This window comes from uncultured Enterovirga sp. (assembly GCF_964242715.1).
Classification (GTDB): domain Bacteria; phylum Pseudomonadota; class Alphaproteobacteria; order Rhizobiales; family Beijerinckiaceae; genus Enterovirga.
This window is the reverse complement of the sequence record NZ_CAXTAZ010000009.1, coordinates 97,944-117,209: the sequence shown is the minus strand read 5'-3', so window position 1 is coordinate 117,209 and position 19,266 is coordinate 97,944. Positions and strand designations below refer to the sequence as shown.

At 65.3% G+C, this 19,266-nt stretch carries 17 protein-coding genes and 1 pseudogene; 9 read left to right on the top strand and 9 right to left on the bottom strand.

The genetic code is table 11. The annotated features are described in order from the left end of the window. Positions 1-429: 429 nt before the first annotated feature. The 9 genes from ACFE87_RS07260 to ACFE87_RS07220 all read left to right on the top strand — a co-directional run bounded on the left by ACFE87_RS07260 (position 430) and on the right by ACFE87_RS07220 (position 8,740). A complete protein-coding gene (locus ACFE87_RS07260) occupies positions 430-1,971 on the top strand; it encodes an ATP-binding protein (RefSeq protein ID WP_375458958.1) in 1,542 nt (513 codons plus the stop codon). Continuing rightward, positions 1,971-2,597 carry a response regulator transcription factor gene (locus ACFE87_RS07255; RefSeq protein ID WP_375458957.1) on the top strand — a complete coding sequence of 209 codons (627 nt, stop codon included), beginning with the start codon at positions 1,971-1,973 and terminating at the stop codon, positions 2,595-2,597. The genes ACFE87_RS07260 and ACFE87_RS07255 overlap by 1 nt, the downstream gene beginning before the upstream one ends. 121 nt (positions 2,598-2,718) lie before the next feature. Continuing rightward, positions 2,719-3,147, top strand: a complete 429-nt coding sequence (locus tag ACFE87_RS07250) for a response regulator transcription factor (RefSeq protein ID WP_375458956.1) — start codon at positions 2,719-2,721, stop codon at positions 3,145-3,147. Positions 3,148-3,294: 147 nt separating this feature from the next. Further along, on the top strand, positions 3,295-4,128 hold the full coding sequence (locus tag ACFE87_RS07245; RefSeq protein WP_375458955.1) for an alpha/beta fold hydrolase: 834 nt from the start codon (positions 3,295-3,297) through the stop codon (positions 4,126-4,128). Positions 4,129-4,237: 109 nt separating this feature from the next. After that, the gene (locus tag ACFE87_RS07240) at positions 4,238-4,963 is read left to right on the top strand and encodes a hydrolase (RefSeq protein ID WP_375458954.1); all 726 of its coding nucleotides are present in this window, start codon (positions 4,238-4,240) and stop codon (positions 4,961-4,963) included. 48 nt (positions 4,964-5,011) lie between these two features. After that, the gene (locus ACFE87_RS07235; RefSeq protein ID WP_375458953.1) at positions 5,012-5,239 is read left to right on the top strand and encodes a DUF1427 family protein; all 228 of its coding nucleotides are present in this window, start codon (positions 5,012-5,014) and stop codon (positions 5,237-5,239) included. A gap of 120 nt (positions 5,240-5,359) precedes the next feature. Further along, positions 5,360-6,286, top strand: coding sequence for a ring-cleaving dioxygenase (locus tag ACFE87_RS07230; RefSeq protein ID WP_375458952.1), 927 nt, complete (start codon positions 5,360-5,362; stop codon positions 6,284-6,286). Between the two features lie 35 nt (positions 6,287-6,321). Further along, a complete protein-coding gene (locus ACFE87_RS07225; RefSeq protein ID WP_375458951.1) occupies positions 6,322-6,954 on the top strand; it encodes an alpha/beta hydrolase in 633 nt (210 codons plus the stop codon). Positions 6,955-7,141: 187 nt separating this feature from the next. Beyond that, positions 7,142-8,740, top strand: a complete 1,599-nt coding sequence (locus ACFE87_RS07220; RefSeq protein ID WP_375458950.1) for an FAD-dependent oxidoreductase — start codon at positions 7,142-7,144, stop codon at positions 8,738-8,740. A gap of 76 nt (positions 8,741-8,816) precedes the next feature. Here the strand turns inward: ACFE87_RS07220 and ACFE87_RS07215 are convergent. The 9 genes and pseudogenes from ACFE87_RS07215 to ACFE87_RS07175 all read right to left on the bottom strand — a co-directional run. Further along, a pseudogene (locus tag ACFE87_RS07215) lies at positions 8,817-9,140 on the bottom strand (integrase core domain-containing protein); the annotation flags it as partial. A 420-nt stretch (positions 9,141-9,560) separates the two neighbouring features. Beyond that, complete coding sequence (locus ACFE87_RS07210) at positions 9,561-9,941, bottom strand: PIN domain-containing protein (RefSeq protein ID WP_375458949.1); 381 nt, start codon at positions 9,939-9,941, stop codon at positions 9,561-9,563. Next, a complete protein-coding gene (locus ACFE87_RS07205) occupies positions 9,938-12,256 on the bottom strand; it encodes a xanthine dehydrogenase family protein molybdopterin-binding subunit (RefSeq protein ID WP_375458948.1) in 2,319 nt (772 codons plus the stop codon). The genes ACFE87_RS07210 and ACFE87_RS07205 overlap by 4 nt, the downstream gene beginning before the upstream one ends. A 338-nt stretch (positions 12,257-12,594) precedes the next feature. Continuing rightward, the gene (locus tag ACFE87_RS07200; protein WP_375458947.1) at positions 12,595-13,323 is read right to left on the bottom strand and encodes an ABC transporter ATP-binding protein; all 729 of its coding nucleotides are present in this window, start codon (positions 13,321-13,323) and stop codon (positions 12,595-12,597) included. Continuing rightward, positions 13,320-14,081, bottom strand: a complete 762-nt coding sequence (locus tag ACFE87_RS07195) for an ABC transporter ATP-binding protein (RefSeq protein ID WP_375458946.1) — start codon at positions 14,079-14,081, stop codon at positions 13,320-13,322. The genes ACFE87_RS07200 and ACFE87_RS07195 overlap by 4 nt, the downstream gene beginning before the upstream one ends. Continuing rightward, entirely contained in the window at positions 14,078-14,974 is an 897-nt protein-coding gene (locus tag ACFE87_RS07190) for a branched-chain amino acid ABC transporter permease (RefSeq protein WP_375458945.1), read from the bottom strand. Before ACFE87_RS07190 ends, ACFE87_RS07195 begins: the two co-directional genes overlap by 4 nt. A gap of 38 nt (positions 14,975-15,012) precedes the next feature. After that, on the bottom strand, positions 15,013-15,885 hold the full coding sequence (locus tag ACFE87_RS07185) for a branched-chain amino acid ABC transporter permease (protein ID WP_375458944.1): 873 nt from the start codon (positions 15,883-15,885) through the stop codon (positions 15,013-15,015). 38 nt (positions 15,886-15,923) lie between these two features. Beyond that, a complete protein-coding gene (locus ACFE87_RS07180; RefSeq protein ID WP_375458943.1) occupies positions 15,924-17,144 on the bottom strand; it encodes an ABC transporter substrate-binding protein in 1,221 nt (406 codons plus the stop codon). Positions 17,145-17,637: 493 nt separating this feature from the next. Continuing rightward, a complete protein-coding gene (locus tag ACFE87_RS07175) occupies positions 17,638-18,726 on the bottom strand; it encodes an aldo/keto reductase (protein ID WP_375458942.1) in 1,089 nt (362 codons plus the stop codon). Positions 18,727-19,266 lie beyond the last annotated feature (540 nt).

Below are 19,266 nucleotides of genomic sequence, written 5' to 3'. Positions count from 1 at the left end.
ACACCCGAGTTGCGCTCGCCTCACTGACCATGCCGCGGCAGCTGCCGTGTCGAGGCGGCCAACGTCCGGAGTCGGGTAGGAATCTTGAGTTCGCTGTTGGCGCGACTAGGAAGCGGACCGCCAACGGTCAGCTCCGTCCGAGTCGGGTGGAAAGCGGACATGAGCGTTCCGAAGCTCCCGCTTCCGCTTCGCTCCCATCCGCGACGTACAATCGACCATCATTGATGCTCTGAAGCGGACATTCCGTTCAGGTGCTTCGAGGGCGCGCTCGCGCTACGGCCCGAGATCGCTCGGATCGTCGTCGCGCCCGGTGGCACCCTTCAGAAACCTGGAATACGCTGCGACTTGTCCGCTCGATGAGGCTGACAGCTGCTCGGGCTAGGGCATGTGAGATCAGCAAGGGTCACCCAGGGCAGCCGTCCGCTTCTCGTGTCGGGGATTCCCGCGCCTCAAGACCAGGTTCGGCAAGCGACCTTCCTGATTGCTGGCCTGCTCCTCGTACTCGTGATCGCTGCGCCGTTCGCGCGCGAGCCTCTCGCGAATACGGAGGTGCTGCTGCCCGCCTACGCGGCTGCGATCTTCGTGAACGAGTTGATCACCTCTGCGCTTCTGCTGGCTCTCTTCTCCGTCGAGCGGTCGCGTGCCGTGCTCGTCCTCGCGGCTGGATATTTGTTCTCAGCGTTGACGGTGATCCCATGGGCGTTGACGTTTCCCGGCGTCTTCCCTGCCTGGGGAGTCAGCGAGGGGCTCCAAACCACGGCTGCGATCGCGGCGCTCCGACGCCTCGGCTACCCGCTCTTTGTGCTCGCCTATGCTCTGCTGAGAGATCGGGAGCCCCTGCGTGGCTCGGCTCGGTGGACCATCGCCGGCACGGTGACCGGGGTTGCCACACTCGCTTTCGGAGTGACATGGCTCATCATCATCGGTGACAATTTGCTGCCGACGCTGATGAAAGATGCGAGAAACGCCGCTGCGGTCTGGTACTTTGTTCCACCAGTGGCGATTCTGTTCTACGCTACTGGAGCGATACTCCTATTTGCGCGCCGGCGATCAATCCTCGATCTCTGGCTCGTCGTCGTCCTGTTCACATTGCTGATCGAGATCGTCCTACTATCGTATGTCAGCGCCGGGATGCGGCTGAGCGTCGGTTGGTGGGCGGGGCGGCTGTGCGGACTGGTGTCCGCGAGCGTCGTCCTACTTGTCCTAGTTTTGGAAACGACGACCCTTTATGCCCGGCTTGCCCATTTGGCCTTTGCCGAGCGTCGGTCGCGAGCCAACCGCCTAACGGCCATGGAGGCTTTGTCCGCGTCGATCGCGCACGAGGTTAAGCAGCCGCTCGCCAGCATGGTCACCAACGCCGATGCCGGATTGCGGTGGCTTGCCAAAGACAGTCCGCAGCCGGAGGAGGCCAAAGCCGCTTTCCGGCGCATCGTCCGCGACGGTCATCGCGCCAGCAAGGTGATCGACAGCATTCGGACGATGTTCACGAAAGGGGCTCAGGAGCGTGTTCCGCTGAACCTGAACTCCCGGATCGAAGAGGTGGTCGAGGCCAGCGAGGGCGAACTCAGGCTTGCGGGGATCTTGCTGGAAGCCGATCTGGAAGCGGACCTGCCGCCTGTCATCGGGAACCCCGTGCAACTTCATCAGGTCGTCTCGAACCTGGTGGACAATGCCATCGAGGCTATGAGACCCGTCACGGGGCGGCGGCGGGTGCTGCGAGTGACGTCCAAGAGACACGACAGCGGCGAGATCCTGGTCTCGATCGAGGACACAGGAACAGGGCTGGACCCGGCGCATGAGGACGATATCTTCGCGCCATTCTTCACGACGAAGCCCGACGGGATGGGGATGGGCTTGATGTTCTGCCGCTCGGCCGTCGAGGCGCATGGCGGTCGCCTGTGGACTGCGGCGAACGTCCCGCACGGGGCGTGCTTTCGGTTTTCCCTGCCGGAAGCGGGAAAACCGATCTGATGAGCGGCGAGGCACCCCTGGTCTTCGTAGTCGATGACGACCCGTCTGTTCGCGAGTCCCTGGACAGCCTCCTTCGCTCTGTGGGCCTCGCGGTCCACGCCTTCGAAACGACGCAAGCCTTCCTCGCATCGGACCGGCGAGATGTGCCGAACTGCCTCATCCTCGATGTGAGGCTGCCGGGATCGAGCGGGCTCGAGTTCCAACGTCGGCTGGCACTGTCGGACAGCCCGCCTCCCATCATCTTCATCACCGCCCACGGCGACGTACCCATGTCAGTGGCCGCGATGAAGGCGGGCGCCGTAGAGTTCCTGACGAAACCGTTCCGTGATCAGGATCTGCTGGATGCTGTTCACCGGGCCATAGAACTCGACCGCAAGCGCCGCGCGGAAGCGGACGTGGTCGCGGTGTTGCGGGACCGCTTCGCTGCCCTGACGGCACGCGAGAGGGAGATCCTGACGCTCGTCGCCGATGGCCGGATGAACAAGCAGATCGCCGGCGACCTGAACCTGAGTGAGGTAACGGTCAAGGTTCACCGAGCGCAGGTCATGCAGAAGCTCCAGGCACGGTCGCTGGCCGATCTTGTCCGGATCGCCGACCGGTTGGCCGCCGATACCACAAGGCGTTAGTTCGCCGACACGAAAGCATAGTTGTCCTCACCGCCTGCTACCCCGATTCTGGGCTGAAACCGGCTTCTCCAGCGCCCGGCGGGTCGCCCGGCATCGTTGTCACAGGAACGGAATGGGCGGCATGTCCGCGGACGAGGTCATCGCCGTTGTCGACGATGACGAGGCGGCCCGCGAGTCCATCATGGACCTCCTCAGGGCGCTTGGTTTCGTGGCCGCGGGCTTCCGTGACGCCTCCGAGTTCCTCGGATCTGGCGATCTGACGCGGGTTTCGTGCGTCATCGCGGATTTCAGGTTGCCCGGAATGAGCGGCCTCGATCTGTGCGCCCGCATCAATGCGTCGGCTCGGGCCATCCCGACCGTTCTCGTCACAGCCTATCCAGACGAGACGACGCGCGCGCGAGCGCTGCAGGCGGGAGTGTGCTGCTACTTGTCAAAACCCCTAGACCCGGAACGGTTGCTAGCGTGTTTGGCTTCGGCCTTCTCCACGCGGGCAGACGGCGCGACTCAGCTCCAACGACCTACCGTTCGGGGCGACGATCCAACAGTATAGTGGCCGTGATCCTCCCGGGCTCGCTACTCATCACGGCGACAACATTGGAGAGTTCGCTGGCGCGGGTGTTGGCGGCCCGGAGAGTGGGCTCTGCAGCGATGCAATCGTCTCATCACTCACCGCTTAGCGGCGCAGGAGATCACGGCCTTGCCTTTCATCCAACGCGACGACGTCGACATCTACTACAAGGACTGGGGTCCGAAAGACGGCCGGCCGATCGTGTTTCACCATGGGTGGCCCCTCTCGTCCGACGACTGGGACACGCAGATGCTCTTCTTCCTCCAAAAGGGCTTTCGCGTCGTCGCCCATGATCGACGCGGCCACGGTCGCTCTGCTCAAGTCAGCGACGGCCACGATATGGATCACTACGCGGCCGACGCGTTCGCAGTGGTCGAACATCTCGACTTGAGGAACGCCGTCCACATCGGCCACTCGACGGGCGGCGGCGAAGTCGCCCGTTATGTCGCGAAACACGGCCAGCCGAGCGGCCGCGTCGATAAGGCAGTGCTGGTCAGCGCGATTCCGCCGCTAATGCTTAAGACTACGAACAATCCAGAAGGCGTGCCCATCGAGGTATTCGAAAGCTTTCGCAAGGGGGTAGCCGACAATCGAGCGCAGCTCTACCTCGACGTGGCATCGGGTCCCTTCTACGGCTTCAACCGCGAGGGTGCCAGGGTCGATCAGGGCGTCATCCAGAACTGGTGGCGACAGGGCATGACGGGCGGCGCCAAAGCTCACTACGACGGGATCAAGGCTTTTTCGGAGATTGACCAGACCGAGGATCTGCGAACGATCACAGTGCCAACGCTGGTGATGCACGGCGACGATGATCAAATCGTGCCTATCGCGAACGCCGCGCTGAAGTCGGTCAAGCTGCTGAAGAACGGCACGCTCAAGGTCTACAAAGGTTATCCGCACGGGATGCTCACCACCCATGCAGACGTGATCAACCCGGACTTGCTCACTTTTCTGCAATCCTGAACCAGGATCCAAGGGTTGCGGCTTTCCAGCCGCGGTCCGCTGGACGTCTACCGCATCTCCCGGGCGCCTCTCGGTCGAAGCGCTCCTCATCCAACCACAGGAGCCCACGATGTCTGATCCCAAGCTCGAGCAACTTTCGCCGCAGAACTGCCAAGTGATCTTCATCGACCAGCAGCCGCAGATGGCCTTCGGAGTGCAGTCGATCGACCGTCAGGTCTTGAAGAACAACGTGGTCGCGCTCGCCAAGGCCGCGAAGGTGTTCGGTGTTCCCGCCACGATCACCACGGTCGAGACGCTGAGCTTCTCGGGCCATACCTATCCCGAACTACTCGCAGTTTTCCCGGATCAGCCCATCCTCGAACGGACCTCGATGAACTCATGGGACGACCAGAAGGTGCGCGACGCGCTCGCGAAAGCCGGGCGCAAGAAGGTGGTCGTGTCGGGACTCTGGACCGAGGTCTGCAACAACTCGTTCGCGCTGTCGGCGATGCTGGAGGGCGGTTACGAGATCTACATGGTCGAGGACGCCTCGGGCGGGACGAGCAAGGCCGCGCACGACTATTCTATGCTTCGCATGATTCAGGCCGGGATCGTGCCCGTCAGCTGGCAGCAGGTCATGCTCGAATGGCAGCGCGACTGGGCCCACAAGGGGACGTACGACGCCGTGATGGCCATCGTGCGGGAGCATTCGGGCGCATACGGCATGGGCGTCGACTACGCCTACACCATTGTTCATGGGGCGGCAGAGCGCGCCTCGCACGGGCCAAGGCTGGAGCCGGTACACGCCGAACCCGTCTCCCGCGAGCCGAAGCTGGAGGCGGTCGCCGCCGAGTAAACGCCACCGTCGCGCAACCGCAGCGCCGCTTACGCATAGGAGTAGGGCGTGGCCGATCTCAGGCCCCATCTGATGGCGCTGAGCGTCGGGCTGCTCTTGGGCGTCATCTACGCGCTGCTCAACGTTCGATCGCCGGCGCCGCCGGCCATCGCGCTGGTGGGACTCGCGGAGATCCTACTCGGTGAGCAGGTCGTGCCTCTCGCCAGGCGCATCGCCGAGACCGGCCCGTCACAGACCGTCCATTCCGCCGGCGCAGCAATCCAGATTCGGTTCTGAAGGTCGAGATGCACGCAACATCGCCCGTGCGTCAGCGCAATGGCGCGCCCGGTGCAAACCGTCAGGTCGAGAGCTACGTCTTGGAGCAACATAGAAGCTGCTGCTTCGAAGGAAAGCCAGATGAGTGCGAATGGCATCCATCACGTGACGGCGATCGCCGGGCCGGCGCGCCGCAACCTCGATTTCTACACTCGGGTGCTCGGGCTGCGGCTCGTCAAGAAGACCGTCAACTTCGACGACCCCGAAACCTACCACCTCTACTACGGGGACGAGTTCGGGCGACCGGGGACAATCCTGACCTTCTTTCCGTGGGAGCATGTCGCGCCCGGGCGGATCGGGGTCGGCGAGACGTCCGAGACGGCATTCAAGGTGCCACTCTCCTCGATCGGCTGGTGGACGCACCGCTTCGTCGCCGAAGGGGTCGCACACGAGGCGCCGACCAAGGTATTCGGCGAGACCGTGCTGCCCTTCCGCGATCCCGATGGGATGCACCTTGCCCTGATCGGCGTCACCGATCCTCCCCGGCTCGCTTGGCCCGAAGGCGGCATCTCGGCCGAGCACGCGATTCTTGGCTTCCACGGCGTCACGCTCATGTTGCGCGATGTCGCCCCGACCGGCGCGATCCTATCGGACATATTCGGTTTTGCCGAGATTGGGCGCGAGGGCTCCCTCCTTCGTTTCGACAGCGGCGCGGCCCAGGGCGGGATCGTGCAATTGCGCGGGGTCGGCGACTTCCTCCAAGGCCGGCCGGGCGGCGGCTCGGTGCACCACGTCGCATTCCGGGCGGCGGACGACGCAGCACAAGCGGGCATGGTCGAGAGGTTGGCCGCTGGCCACGGCGTCGTCACGACGGAGCAGAAGGACCGCAGCTATTTCCGGTCCGTCTACTTTCGAGAGCCGGGGGGCGTGTTGTTCGAGATCGCGACCGACATCCCCGGTTTCTCAGTGGACGAGGCGCCGGACGCGCTTGGGCGCGCGTTGAAGCTGCCGCTGGGCCTCGAACCCCGCCGGGCTCAGATCAAAGCCGCCCTCCCGGAGATCGCGTGACCGACATCCCGAGACCCGAACCCCACGAGACTGCCATGAGCACCGCGACGGCCCTGTCCTATGTCCACCGCTTCGAGCCCGCCTCTCTTGCGGGACAGCCGGCGCTTCTGCTTCTGCACGGCACGGGGGGCGACGAACACGACCTTCTTGCGCTCGGGCGAGCCGTCGCGCCGGGAGCGGCGCTGATCTCGCCGCGCGGCCAGGTGCTGGAGAACGGGATGCCGCGGTTCTTCCGCCGGCTCACCGAAGGGGTGTTCGACGAGGCGGACGTTCGACGGCGTGCGCACGACCTGGCTGATTTCGTCCTGCAAGTGCGCGAAGCCTACGGGCTGTCGGCGCCGATCGCGGTCGGGTTCTCGAATGGGGCAAATATCGCCGCAGCCATTCTCCTGCTCCGGCCGGATGTGCTCGCCGGGGCGGCGTTGTTGCGCGCCATGGTCCCGCTCGCCGATCCGCCGAAGGCGGACCTGATCGGTAAGCCGGTCCTGATCCTGTCCGGCGCGGGCGACCCCATCGTGCCGGCCGACAACGCGCGCCGCCTCGCCACGCTGTTCAAGGCCTCTGGCGCGAACGTGGAACATCAAGTCATGGCTGGCGGACACGGCCTGTCGCAAGAGGACGTCTCGCGAGCAGCCACCTGGCTTCGCAAATCCTTGGTCAAGCGGTAACACGAAACTTGCGGCACTTCAGACCCGAAGATGGCTGTCGCGGGTCGACCCGAGGCTGGTGACCAGGGAGCTCGCCTGAGCGCCCGGAGATAAAGGCGGTAAAACTATGGGACAGCAAAGGCGTCGCCTACAGGACATCGAACCAGATCCGACCGATCCGTATATCCGGGACGCGCAAACCTTTCCCGTGTTGTCCGACAACATGGTGACGCGCCTGAATGCTTACGGAAAGGAGGAGCGACTCGAAGTCGGAGCCCTGTTGTTCAAGCGTGGTCAGCGCAGCGCGGACTTCTTTCTCGTCGTGAGCGGCACGATCGAGATTTTTGACATGGACAAGCAGGGCCGGACGCAGGCCATAACGGTCCATCGGTCTGGACAATTCACCGGAGAACTCGATCTCTTCAATGACCGTCAGATCCTCGTCTCGGCTCGGGCGGGCCTCGATACGATCGTCGTTCGGGTGAGGCGAGCCGACTTCAAGCGCCTTGTCACCGGCGAGCCAGACATCGGCGAAGTCATCATGCGCGCCTTCATCTTGAGACGTGTCGGGCTGGTCCGTCACGCGCAGGGCGGCGTGGTGCTGATCGGCCCAGGGCATAGCGGGGACACGCTCCGCCTTCAGCGCTTTCTCACGCGCAACGCCTATCCTCATCGGCTCCTCGACACCGACACGGACCCGTCCGCCGAAGGCCTGCTTTCCTGCTTTCAGCTGGCGCCCGACCAGCTGCCCGTGGTCATCTCCCCGGACGAGCGCGTGCTCTATAATCCCTCTTCGACAGGCCTCGCAGACGAGTTGGGGCTCACTGAAAACCTTGATCCGACTCGCGTCTACGACCTCATCGTCGTCGGGGCAGGGCCCGCGGGCCTCGCGGCGGCCGTGTATGGCGCCTCGGAGGGACTAGAAACTATTGTCGTCGAGGGCGTGGCACCTGGCGGGCAAGCTGCCACAAGTTCGAAGATCGAGAATTACCTCGGATTCCCGACTGGCATCTCAGGCCAGGCGCTAGCAGCACGCGCGCAGGTGCAGGCCCAGAAGTTTGGGGCTCGTCTCGCGATATCTCGCCACGCCGTGGCGCTCGACTGCGACAGGCTTCCCTACCGCATTACCCTCGACGACGGTCAGGAGGTGCAAGGCTGCACTGTCGTGATCGCGACAGGCGCTCGCTACCGCAAGCTCGACGTGCGGGATTACGCCAAGTACGAGGGCCAGGGCATCCACTATGCCGCGACCGCCATGGAAGCCCAACTCTGCTCCGACGAGAACGTGGTGGTGGTCGGCGGCGGCAACTCGGCCGGCCAAGCAGCGGTCTTCCTCTCGCGAACCGTCTCGCATGTCCATCTGCTTGTTCGGGCGAATGGGCTTGCGTCAACGATGTCGGACTACCTCGTGCGGCGGATCGAGTCGTCGCCCCGTGTCACGCTCCACGTGAGGAGCGAGATCACAGCCCTCGCTGGTGACAAGCTACTGAGGGAGGTCACGTGGACTCACCGCGACAGCGGACAGGACCAGACGCATCCAGTCGGCAACGTCTTCGTCATGGTAGGCGCGGAGCCTAACACAGGTTGGCTGGGCGGTTGCCTCGCGCTCGACCCAAAGGGCTTCGTGCACACCGGTCATGACGCGGAAGGACGTGCTCTCGCATCGCCGTTTGCAACCACCCGCCCCGGGGTCTTCGCTGTGGGCGATGTGCGATCCGGCTCTGTCAAGCGCGTTGCTTCGGGCGTCGGCGAAGGCTCGGTCGTGGTCGCGGCCATTCACCAATCTCTTCATCCGCCCGTCGCCTAACATGGCAGCGGGCGGATGCATCTCACCTCGAGCGATAGACTGGTCCAGTCAACTTATGGATTTAGGTTGGGCCGGTTCAGGAGCGATAGATGTTTAGTCCCGGCCATTGCTGGAGCGGGCTAATCATTGACCGCTCGGGTTCGGTCGTCCAGCGTTTGCAGATGAACTCATAGGGTGTGAGGCCCTTGAGCGTCTTCAATCTGAGCCCGAGTTGCAGGCCGAGACGAAGTCGGTGAGGTGGTGCCGAAGCTGGTCGTGGTCGTCGTAGTGGAAGCGCTTGACGGTCGCGTCCTTGATGGTGCGGTTCATCCGCTCGACCTGGCCGTTTGTCCAAGGGTGCTTTCGGTTTCGTGGTTCGATGATCGATCCCGGCCTTCGCGCATGCGAGCTCGAAGGCATGAGCGATCTGCGCAATACGGCTCAACGGCTCGGCCTCGACTGAGCTCGCGGCACTCGATCTGAGAAGACTGTGCTGTCCCGCTGCAACGCCGAGGGCGTCCGCTTTTCGGCAAAGAGCGAGAGTCAGCTCCTGGCGCACTCCGGAAGGTGCACTCAGGAGACGCCTGAACACTCGGCGAGGGTAAGTTCATTCTCAGCTGCCTTCGCGTCAACGAGCGGCTTTCGACCGAGTGGACAATCAGGCCACCCCTACCTTCCGTTGGCGCAACAGTCGTCGCGATGGCTGGCGCGTTCGCGTCGAAGCGCTTGGGCAGGACGCTCTGGAACGAGTTCATCGACGACGTCGAGGCTCGCCGAGCGTTCTCCGTCCGGCCGGCTCAGGCGTGGGCTTGAGCACGGCCGAGTTCGCGGCCGACTCCGGCTACACCGGCATCGTTCTCAATTCAGGCAACGCAGGTGCGATGACTTGCGTAAAGTCTCGATCGCCGGTTACGACGACAAGGTTGCGTTCGACCGCTTGCGCGGCGATCCACAGGTCGTTCTCGTCGATCTGGAGGTGCTGCCCGGTCACCCGGCCAGACCACCCCTCTACCCACCGCGGCACGCGACGTCGCACGTCCAATCGCTGCAGCGCCACGTTTGATCTAACGTACGCGAAGGCCTCGCCAGTGTAGCGGCCGATCTCCGCCAGAGGATGCTCCTCGGCGCGTTCCAGAGACGCCTCCATGTGGGCGAGCGGTCGAGGGAGCGAATCGGCCTCTGCGTCGCGGGCGCATTGAAGGGCGTCGAGGTATGCGCTCAACCGGCCCCCCGCGCCTGGATAGCCTTCTGGATGACCCGCCAGAGTCGCTCAGGAGTCGCCGGCATATCGAAGGCTTCGATGCCGAGTGGAAACAACGCGTCCAGAATCGCATTCACGACGGTCTGCGGCGCCCCGATGCAGCCCGCCTGGCCAGCCCCCTTCACGCCGAGCGGATTGGACGCGCTCGCCACCGGATTGAAGCGGATGTCGAAATTCGGGAGGTCGGCCGCGCGCGGCAGGCCGTAATCCATGAAGGAGGCGGTGAGAAGCTGGCCGGAGCCCGCTTCGTAGACGGTCCGCTCGTGGATCGCCTGCCCGATCCCCTGGGCCAGCCCACCCTGAACCTGGCCGATCGTCAGCACGGGATTGATGAGCGTCCCGTAATCGTCGACGGCGACATAGCGGGCAAGGACGATGTCCCCTGTTTCGGGATCGATCTCGACCTCGGCGACGTGGCAGCCGTTCGGAAAGGTGACGAGATCTAGCGGGTTGTCGGCCTCTCCGCCGAGGCCGACGCCATCGCCCTCCGACAATTGCTCCGGGTCGGCGGCTGCCTCTGCCACCGTTGCCAGGGATACGCTTCGGCCGTCGCTCGTGGTGAAACGTCCCTTCGCGAAGGACAGCCCTTCCCCGGAGGTCTGAAGCAGCTGTGCGGCGGCGCTGCGCGCTGTCGCGACCATTGCCGAGACAAGCGCCGAGCCGCCCTGATGCAGCGATCGCGCCCCCCCGTGACCGGCGCCTTTCGGAATCTTGCGGGTATCCGCCTGGACATACCGAAAACGCTCGACCGGGAGGCCGAGACGATCGGCTGCGATCTGCGGGAAGCTGGTTTCGTGCCCTTGGCCGTTCGATTGGGTGCCGAGCAGGATTGTGACGGTGCCGTCCCGTTCGAACTGCACCCGTGCCCACTCGCCCGGCTGGCCACGCGCCGTTTCGAGGAAGCAGGCGAGGGCGAGCCCGCGAAGGCGCCCTCGGTTCCTGGCCTCGGCCCGACGTGCCTCGAAGCCGTCGAACTCCGCGGCGGCCAGGGCCGCGTCGAGGCTCCCACCAAACGCGCCTTTCTCGATGAGCATTCCAAGCGCGCTGCGATGGGGGAAGTGCGAGATGATGTTGCGTCGCCGAAGCTCGAGGGGCGTCACGCCGGTTCGCCGCGCCGCGAGGTCGACGAGGCGCTCGATGACGTAATTCGCCTCCGGTTTCCCGGCTCCGCGATAGGCGTCGACCGGGACGGTGTTCGTGAACACCCCGCGGACATCCATTGCCACGGCGGGAATATCGTACACGCCCGCCATGGCGGAGGAGGCGGAGTTCGTCGGGATGGCGGGCCCGAGTGCGGACAGGTAGGCGCCCATGTCGGCCACGGTCGAGACATCGAGGGCGAGGAAGCGGCCCTCGCGATCTAAGCCCAGGCGGGCGACGGTGTGGTTGCTCCGTCCCTGGGCCGAGCTCAGGAAGTCCTCGCTGCGATCCGAAATCCACCGCACGGGCCGGCCCAGTTTTCGGGCTGCGAACAGGACCAAGACCAATTCCGGATACAGGATGTTCTTGGCCCCGAACCCTCCGCCCACGTCGGGTGCGACGAGGTGGACCCGATCGAGCGGCACCTTGAACACGTCCTCGGCGAGTTGCCGGCGGATATCGTGGACCGCCTGTCCGGACAGGACGAGGTCGAAGCACGCTTCCGCCGCATCGTAGCGGCCGATGGCGGCGCGCGGCTCGAGCGGCGCCACGACCACACGGTTGTTCTCGAGCGCGAGCTCGACGATCGTGGTTGCATCTGCGAAGGCCGCCGCCACGGCGACAGGATCTCCCTTCCGGAACCTGAAGGCGAGGTTGCCCGGCGCGTCGTTCCAGACCAGGGGCGCAGCCGGGTCGAGTGCCCCGACGGGATCTACGACGGCCGGCAGATCCTCGTATTCGACGACGGCCGCTTCCGCGGCAACCCGGGCGGCTTCCGCGCTGTCGGCGACCACGAAGGCGACGGGATCGCCGACATGCCGAACGCGGCCCGCAGCGAGCGCGGGACGCGGCGGGACGTGCAAGCGCGACACGGTCGCGACCTGGACGTTGCAGGGAAGCGGGCCGATGCCGTCGGCATCAAGGTCCGCTTGCGTAAACACGGCCCGTACCTCTGACGCGGCCAGAGCTGCCGAAAGGTCGAGCCTCGCGATCCTGGCATGCGCGACGGGAGAGCGCAGAACGCACCCGAACAGTTGCCCCGGCTCGACGAGGTCGTCGACGAAGCGCCCGGCTCCGGTCAGGAACCGGAGATCCTCGACGCGCCGCCGCGAGCGGCCGGTTTCCGGCCCGTCCATCAGGAACTCACCATGATCTGCACTCTGTCGGCCGCAGGCGAGCCCCGTCCCCCCTCTTCGTGAGAGGCTGGCCGAGAACTCTCTCCCTCCTCATCCTGAGGTGCCTCGCGCAGCGAGGCCTCGAAGGACGCAGGGCGCCTGTGCGTGCTTCGAGGCCGGCCAAAGGCCGGCACCTCAGCGTGAGGATGGGGGACCTTCCTAGTCTCGGCCGGACTCTGAGGTGCGGGCACTGCCCGGACTCGAAGGACGCACGACCGTGCAGGCGTGCGTCGAGGGCCGGCGAGATCGGCCATCGGGGCACGAGGACGGTGCGGATATGAAGGACCAAAGCCGGGTTATCAGGAGGCAGCGGCGGCCTCCTGCCGGGCCTGGCCGAGGTAAAGTTCGGCCGCACGCCCATCGGTGAGCAGCGTCGCCGCCTCACTGGCCATGACAACCTTGCCACCATCGAGAATGCAGCCGCGATCGGAGATCGCGAGAGCCTGACGGGCCCGCTGCTCCACGAGGAGAACGGCGACGCCGAGACGCGGAAGATCCCGGATCAGCTCGAAGGCCGCGGAAACGCGGGCGGGGGACAGGGCCGCGGTCGGCTCGTCCATAATCAGCAGCGCGGGCCGCGGCATCAGCGCCCGCGCCACGGCGAGCTGCTGGCGCTCCCCGCCGGACAGGCTTCCCGCCCGCTGCCCCAGTCTGGGGGCAAGCGCCGGGAAGGTGGCGAGCAGCTCGGCCATCCTGGCCTTCCGGTCGCGCGCGCCCGAGACGACCTGGAGGTTCTCCGCGACGGTCAGCGACGGGAAAACGTTCGCGACCTGCGGCACGAAGCCGATGCCCAGTTGAACGCAGGCCTCCGTCCTGCGCCCGACGAGGTCAGCGCCCCGGAAGGCGATCCTTCCCCGGAGACGGGGCAGAAGGCCGACGATCGCCTTTGCGAGCGTCGACTTGCCGGCCCCGTTTGTGCCCGCGACCGTCACGATCTCCGCGGGACGGACCTCCAGGTCGATCCCGTTCAGGATATCGGAATCGCCGTAGCCGCCATGGAGGTCCGAAATTTCGAGCAGGGCCGTCACGCCGGGCCTCCGCCGAGATAGGCTTCGCGCACCCGCTCGTCGGCCAGCACCTTGGCCGGACTCCCGTCGGCAATGACGACGCCGCGGTCAAGGACTGCCATACGGGGAACGAGCCGCGCCAGCGCCTCCAGGTTATGCTCGATAACGAAGAGGCCGATGCCGCTCTCGGCCAGGGCCTGAAGGCGGTCGATGATTTGCTCAACGAGCACGGGGTTTACGCCCGCGAAGGGCTCGTCGAGCAGGATCATCGTGGGTCGGGCCATCAGGGCGCGGCCGAGTTCGAGCAGCTTCTTCTGGCCGCCGGACAGGCGCCCCGCCGGAACGTCGGCCACATGCGCGAGGCGGAGAAAGGCGAGGCGCTCGTCGGCCTCCTGCCCCACCCGCCTCTCGTCGCGTGCTACGAGGCCTGGGCGGAAGAAGAGGTTCAGAAGCCCCTCCCCGGCCTGGTCGGGCGCGGCCGCCATGAGGTTCTCGCGGACGGTCAGGTTGGTGAACTCGCGCGGGACCTGGAACGTGCGGATCAGGCCCTTGCGGGCGCGCTGCGAGGCGGAGGTCCGTCCCAGGCTCTCGCCACGATAGGCGATTTGCCCGCTATCCGGAGATTGGTGGCCGGTGACTAGCGCGAACAGCGTCGACTTGCCGGCCCCGTTCGGGCCGATCAGGCCGAAGACGCCGCCTTCCGGCACGCTCAGGGACACGTCCGTCAAAACGCGCAGCCCGTCGAAGCTCTTGCTGACCGATGCGAGTTCCAGCGTCATTTGCGGTCGGTCGAGTAGTCGCCCATGAGACCCGTCGGCCGGTAGATCATCAGCAGGATCAGGGCGAGCCCGACGAGGCCGAGACGGAGCGAGGCCATCTCGACCTCGGACACGGCCGGAAACACGTCCCGGACGAAGCGCGATCCTTCGAGCAGGATTAGCAGGAGCGCGGTGCCCACGATCGCGCCGGAGACCCGACCGACGCCGCCGAGCACGACCGCGACCCAGACGTAGAAGGTCACGATGGGGGCGAACTGATCGGGCGCCACGAAGCCGATATAATGCCCGTAAAGCGCGCCCGCGAAACCCACGACGATGCTTCCGACCACGAACACCTTCACCTTGAACATCGCCGGATCCTTGCCGATCGAGGCGACGGCGGGCTCGTTGTCACGGATTGCCTCGATGATGCGGCCAAAGGGCGAACGCGCAATCCGTTGGACAACGATCGCGGTCACGAGGGCCGCGGCTGCCGCGAGCGCAAGCGTCAGGAGTTGCGCGCCTCGGCCGGGCGCCCAACCCTGAAAAAGGCGCGGCACGCCGGCCAGGCCCCGCACGCCTCCCGTGAGCCAGACTTCGCTCGAGGCCGCGATCCGAACCGTTTCGGAGAAGCCCAAGGTAATGATTGCGAAGTAATCGTCGCGTAGGCGCAAGGAGACGAGCCCGAGCGGAACGGCAACGGCGCCCGCCAGCAGGGACGCGCAGAAGAAGGTGACCGGCAGCGGCCAGCCCCCCAGCTGGGTCAGAAGCGCGCTCGCATAGGCGCCGACGGCGAAGAACCCCACGACTCCGAAATTGATCAGCCCCGCAAGGCCGAACTGGAGGGTGAGACCCAGCGCCATGAGGACGTATATCAGGGCCACGATCCCGATTGCGACGGCGTACGCTTCCATTTCAAGCGCAGCTCACGTGAAGCGCTCCCGCACGGGGCTCAGCGGACAAGCTCCCGTTTTCCGAAAAGTCCGTTCGGCCGGACGAGAAGCACGGCCAGGATGACGAAGAACGCGAGGGTGATCTTGTAGGAAAAGCCGAGGATGGGCGTGGAGATCTCCTGCACGATCCCGAGCACCACGCCCGCCACCACGGCGCCGACCGGCGATCCGAGGCCGCCCAGGATCGCGGCGGCGAAGGACGGCAGGAGCGTCTCCCACCCGATCTCGGGAATGATCACGGCCTTGAGCCCAAGCGCCACGCCCGAAACCGCGGACAGACATCCCACGAGCGCCCACAAGGCGATCATCACGCGTTGCGCCTTGATCCCGGAGAGCCGCGCCAGATCGATGCTGTCGGCGACGGCGCGCATCTCGCGACCGATTGCCGTGAACCTCAGGATCCCGAAGGCGACGGCCAAAGCCGCGACCGTCATGAGGAACACCTGCATGTCCACGACACCGATCCTCACGTCGCCGAAAATATAGGGGCGGGTGAGTGGAACGGGGTAGACGTTCTGCCCGTGTCCGAACGTGAAGCCGACCACCGACCTGATCAGAAAGGCGACGCCGATCGAGCAGACCAGAAAGGCGATCGACGGCCGGCCTTCCAGCCGCTGATAGACAGCAAGATGCAGGCAGGCGCCGACGAGCGCGGTGGCCACCAGTGCCGCCCCGACCCCGAAGGTCATCGAGCCGCTCGTGGACGCCCCGACCAGCGCCGCATAGGCGCCGAGCGTCGCCATGTCCCCGGCCGCCACGTTGGCGAAACGCGCCAGGCCGAAGACGAGCGTGATCCCAAGCGCGCCGAGGCTGATGATCAGCCCCGTCACGACGCCGTTTATGGCGAGTTGCGCGAAGGAGGAGAGATCCACGAAAAACCGAACGTTGGTAAGCGTCTCGGGCGAACCGATCAGGCAGGGCGGCCGACGAGATACTTTCGCACGAAGCGTCCCTTTTCGACGGCCTGGAGAGCATAGCCGCTGACCACGTCGTTCCTGTCGTCGAAATCGACCGCCGACGAGGCGCCTTCGTAGTTGATCCGCTCGCCGCGCCGCAGCAGGTCTCGACCTTCGGCAAACGATCCGACTTTGGTGCCCTCCGGTCCCGTGACAAGCTTGATGTTGCGCGCGAGGTCCGCTCCGTCCGCGCCTTTTCCGGCTTCGAGCGCGAGCGCGATGACGTTGATCGCATCCCAGTTCATGGCCGCGTCCTTGTTCGTCTCGCCAGGCACGCCCATCACGCGACGGTACATCTCGTCGAAGGTCCGCCAGGCGGGCGCCGTCTCGTTCGCGACCGTGGTGATCGACAGGAGGCCTTCCGAGGGCTCGTTGCCGATGGCCTTCACGAGGTCGCTGTTGATCGCCCAGCTCGGCGCGAGCCACTTGTTGGTCGCCCCGCTCTGGAACCAGTCCTTCATGATGATGGTGGTGTCAGTGAGATAGGAGCCCGTCGCAATGCAATCGGGTCTCGCGGCGAGCACCTTCTGCAGCTCGGCTCGATAGCTCGTCTGGTTCGGCTCGTAGATCACGCGCTCGACGATCTTGTTGCCACGCGCGGCCCAGGCCTTCTCGAAGGCGTCGGCGATTCCCACCGCCGAACCGTTGTTGAAGGCCATGACGGCGACGCGCTTGAAGTCTTCGCGAGCACAGACCTCGGCATAGGTCGTGCCGTAAACCGAGGCCGGCGACTGGAAGCGGAAGCCGAGCGACTTCTTGTTGTTGCGCGGATCGGAAAGCTCCGGCGCCGTGGATACATGGGAGAAGATCACGTCGGCATCGTTCGTGAGCGGCATGATGGACATGCTCACGCTCGAGCTCCAGCCTCCGACGATCGCCCGCACCTTGTTGACCTCGATCAGCTTCTTGGCGGCGAGCACGCCCGCCTGCGGCTGGGTCTGATCGTCCTCCGAAAACAGCTCGAAACGGCGCCCCGCCGCCCCGCCCTGCTGGTTTATGCTCTCGACTGCCGCCGCGACTGCCTTGGCGATGCCTGGGCCGAACGTGCTGCCCGCGCCAGTCAGCGGCGTCAGGCATGCGATCCGAAAGGGCTCGGTGGATTGCGCCGACGCGCCTCCCGCTGCTGCAGCGAGCGCTCCGCCAGAGGCTGCCAGGAAGGAACGACGTGTCGGCATGAAATGTCCTCGCAACGATCTGCCGGGATGGTACCCTCTTCCGTTACCGCAACAAAGGCGAAACGGAACCCGATCGTGCCGTTTCGAATGCCAATTGGCGCATCCGCAGCCACCTCGAGGCGCCGTCAGCGGACTCGAGTGGTCATCAGCTTGCAACGCCGAGATGTCCGGCCGGCGCACAGCCTCGCCGATCATCGGCCACTCGGATCGGTGACGCGAGCGCGCCTTGTAGGTCTACAAAGCCCTCAGCGACTTTCGGAATCGAGAGAACGGCGTCGCGCCGCGGAACCCTACCAGCAGCGAGCAGATTCCCGCTTAGGATGCCGTAGACACCGTCTTTGGCTTGTCGCCTTACCCCGACCCGATGGGCAAGACCGCGTCTGCATGTCGCGATCCTTCACCGAAAGCTGCCCTTCTGCTTTCGGCCAAGACGAGGCGGCTCTGCGCCCCGCCCGGACGTACGAGCCTTGGGCTCTCGTGGGGGTTGGCGCGCTTAGGTCCGGCTCGGCCCCGCCGGCGGCTGGGCCGGTCTCCGCGGCGGTTGCACGGCGCCGACGAACGTCTTCCCAGGATAGCTCGGCATCTGCCCGAGCGCCTCGAAGCCGGGGATCGTCTCCATGTGCCGGACCATGCGGACACGCATGTCGGGATCGGGGAGCGGCCCCTTTAGCGCTCCGATGTTCTCGCTCATGTGGTCAGGGTTCGTTGTGGCGGGGATCGCGCAGATCACGGTCGGGTGCGAGATGACCCATTTGAGGAAGAACTGAGCCCAGTTCTCCGCGAAGTCGCGAGCGAAGTCGGGCATCGTGTGCCCTTCGACGATCTTGAAGAGCCGCGCCTTCTCAAAAGGCATGTTCACGAGGACGGCGATGCCCCGGTCCGCCGCGGCCTTCAGGATGCGCTCCTCCGCCTGGCGCGTGTGGATGGAGTAATGCACCTGCACGAAGTCCACTGGGCCGCGCTCGACCCACTGCGCCAGCGCAGCGAAATAGGGCAGCTCGTGATGGGTCACGCCGACATGGCGGACCCGACCCTCGGCTTTCCAGGCGTTGAGGAGCGGAACCATCATGTCGACGTTGACGAGGCTGTGCACCTGCATGACGTCGATCCTGTCGCGCCACAGCCTCTGCATCGACTGCTCGAGGCTGCGCCGGGCATGGCTGTCGTCCCCGAGAAATTCGCCGGTCGTCCAGACCTTGTTGGTTATGAAAAGCTCGTTGTTGATCCCCATCGCGGTTGCGAAGTCGCCGACGCTGATCTCCGACATGCCGTAGAGCGGCGACGTGTCGACAACGCGGCCGCCGCCCTCCCAGAAGCGCTTCATCACCTCGCCGAGATGCCCGCGTGGCCGGCCTGGCAACACGTCGAAGGTCAGGTAGGTGCCGAGGCCAATAGCCGGCAGCATCTCGTCCGACTTCGGCAGCTTCTTCGTGATCAGCCCGGTCGCGGCCGGCGCCGCCTGACTCCAGGCCGGTCCGCCGAGCGGGCCCGACATGAACAGGGCTCCCGCGCCGAGCCCGCCTAACGCGCTTCGCCTGGAGAATCCGGCCCTCGATAGCAAACGCTGATCCTGGTTGCTCATGTCATCTCCTAGATGCGGCGAGGTGGAAGTCGCTGTACCGCACTGCATTCGTCGTTGCGAGGGCGCCGCGATCAAGCGCACGCAGTCGCGCGGCGCGGAGTGACGCATTCTGCCCTCGGCCGCTCGCAGCTAAGAAAGGGATAGCCTTCTACGATCGCTTCGTAGCTTGCCGGCCCCTGAGCGGTTTGTCGGCTGCAGCTAGCCACGTTCCTATAAGGTGAGGCAGTACGGACCGAACGGCAGCTTTCGACGATCTCTGCCCCAATGCGGTCCGTCCGCTTCCGGCCGATATCGTTGAAAAAGTCGGCGAGGGTGTTCCGCCGCTCGCCAACCACTCGCTTAAAGAGGATAAAGTTCTACCGTGCCCCGCTCCGAGCAGGCTAGACGACAATCTTGTTCTCCATGACGCCGGCATTCGACGTTTGATCTGACTCGCTCGGATGCCGCGATCGACTTTTTCAACAGTATCGGCGCGAAGCTGATCTTCAGCCTGCCGGGAACATGGAGCGCGACCACCCAGGAGGTCGAACTGAGCTCGAT

Excerpts from the sequence above, each read along its gene's own strand:
- ACFE87_RS07190 (WP_375458945.1), bottom strand. The coding sequence starts at position 14,974 with ATGGAAGCGTACGCCGTCGCAATCGGGATCGTGGCCCTGATATACGTC.
- ACFE87_RS07240 (WP_375458954.1), top strand. The coding sequence starts at position 4,238 with ATGTCTGATCCCAAGCTCGAGCAACTTTCGCCGCAGAACTGCCAAGTG.
- ACFE87_RS07180 (WP_375458943.1), bottom strand. The coding sequence starts at position 17,144 with ATGCCGACACGTCGTTCCTTCCTGGCAGCCTCTGGCGGAGCGCTCGCT.
- ACFE87_RS07205 (WP_375458948.1), bottom strand. The coding sequence starts at position 12,256 with ATGGACGGGCCGGAAACCGGCCGCTCGCGGCGGCGCGTCGAGGATCTC.
- ACFE87_RS07255 (WP_375458957.1), top strand. The coding sequence starts at position 1,971 with ATGAGCGGCGAGGCACCCCTGGTCTTCGTAGTCGATGACGACCCGTCT.
- ACFE87_RS07250 (WP_375458956.1), top strand. The coding sequence starts at position 2,719 with ATGTCCGCGGACGAGGTCATCGCCGTTGTCGACGATGACGAGGCGGCC.
- ACFE87_RS07230 (WP_375458952.1), top strand. The coding sequence starts at position 5,360 with ATGAGTGCGAATGGCATCCATCACGTGACGGCGATCGCCGGGCCGGCG.
- ACFE87_RS07225 (WP_375458951.1), top strand. The coding sequence starts at position 6,322 with ATGAGCACCGCGACGGCCCTGTCCTATGTCCACCGCTTCGAGCCCGCC.
- ACFE87_RS07175 (WP_375458942.1), bottom strand. The coding sequence starts at position 18,726 with ATGAGCAACCAGGATCAGCGTTTGCTATCGAGGGCCGGATTCTCCAGG.
- ACFE87_RS07195 (WP_375458946.1), bottom strand. The coding sequence starts at position 14,081 with ATGACGCTGGAACTCGCATCGGTCAGCAAGAGCTTCGACGGGCTGCGC.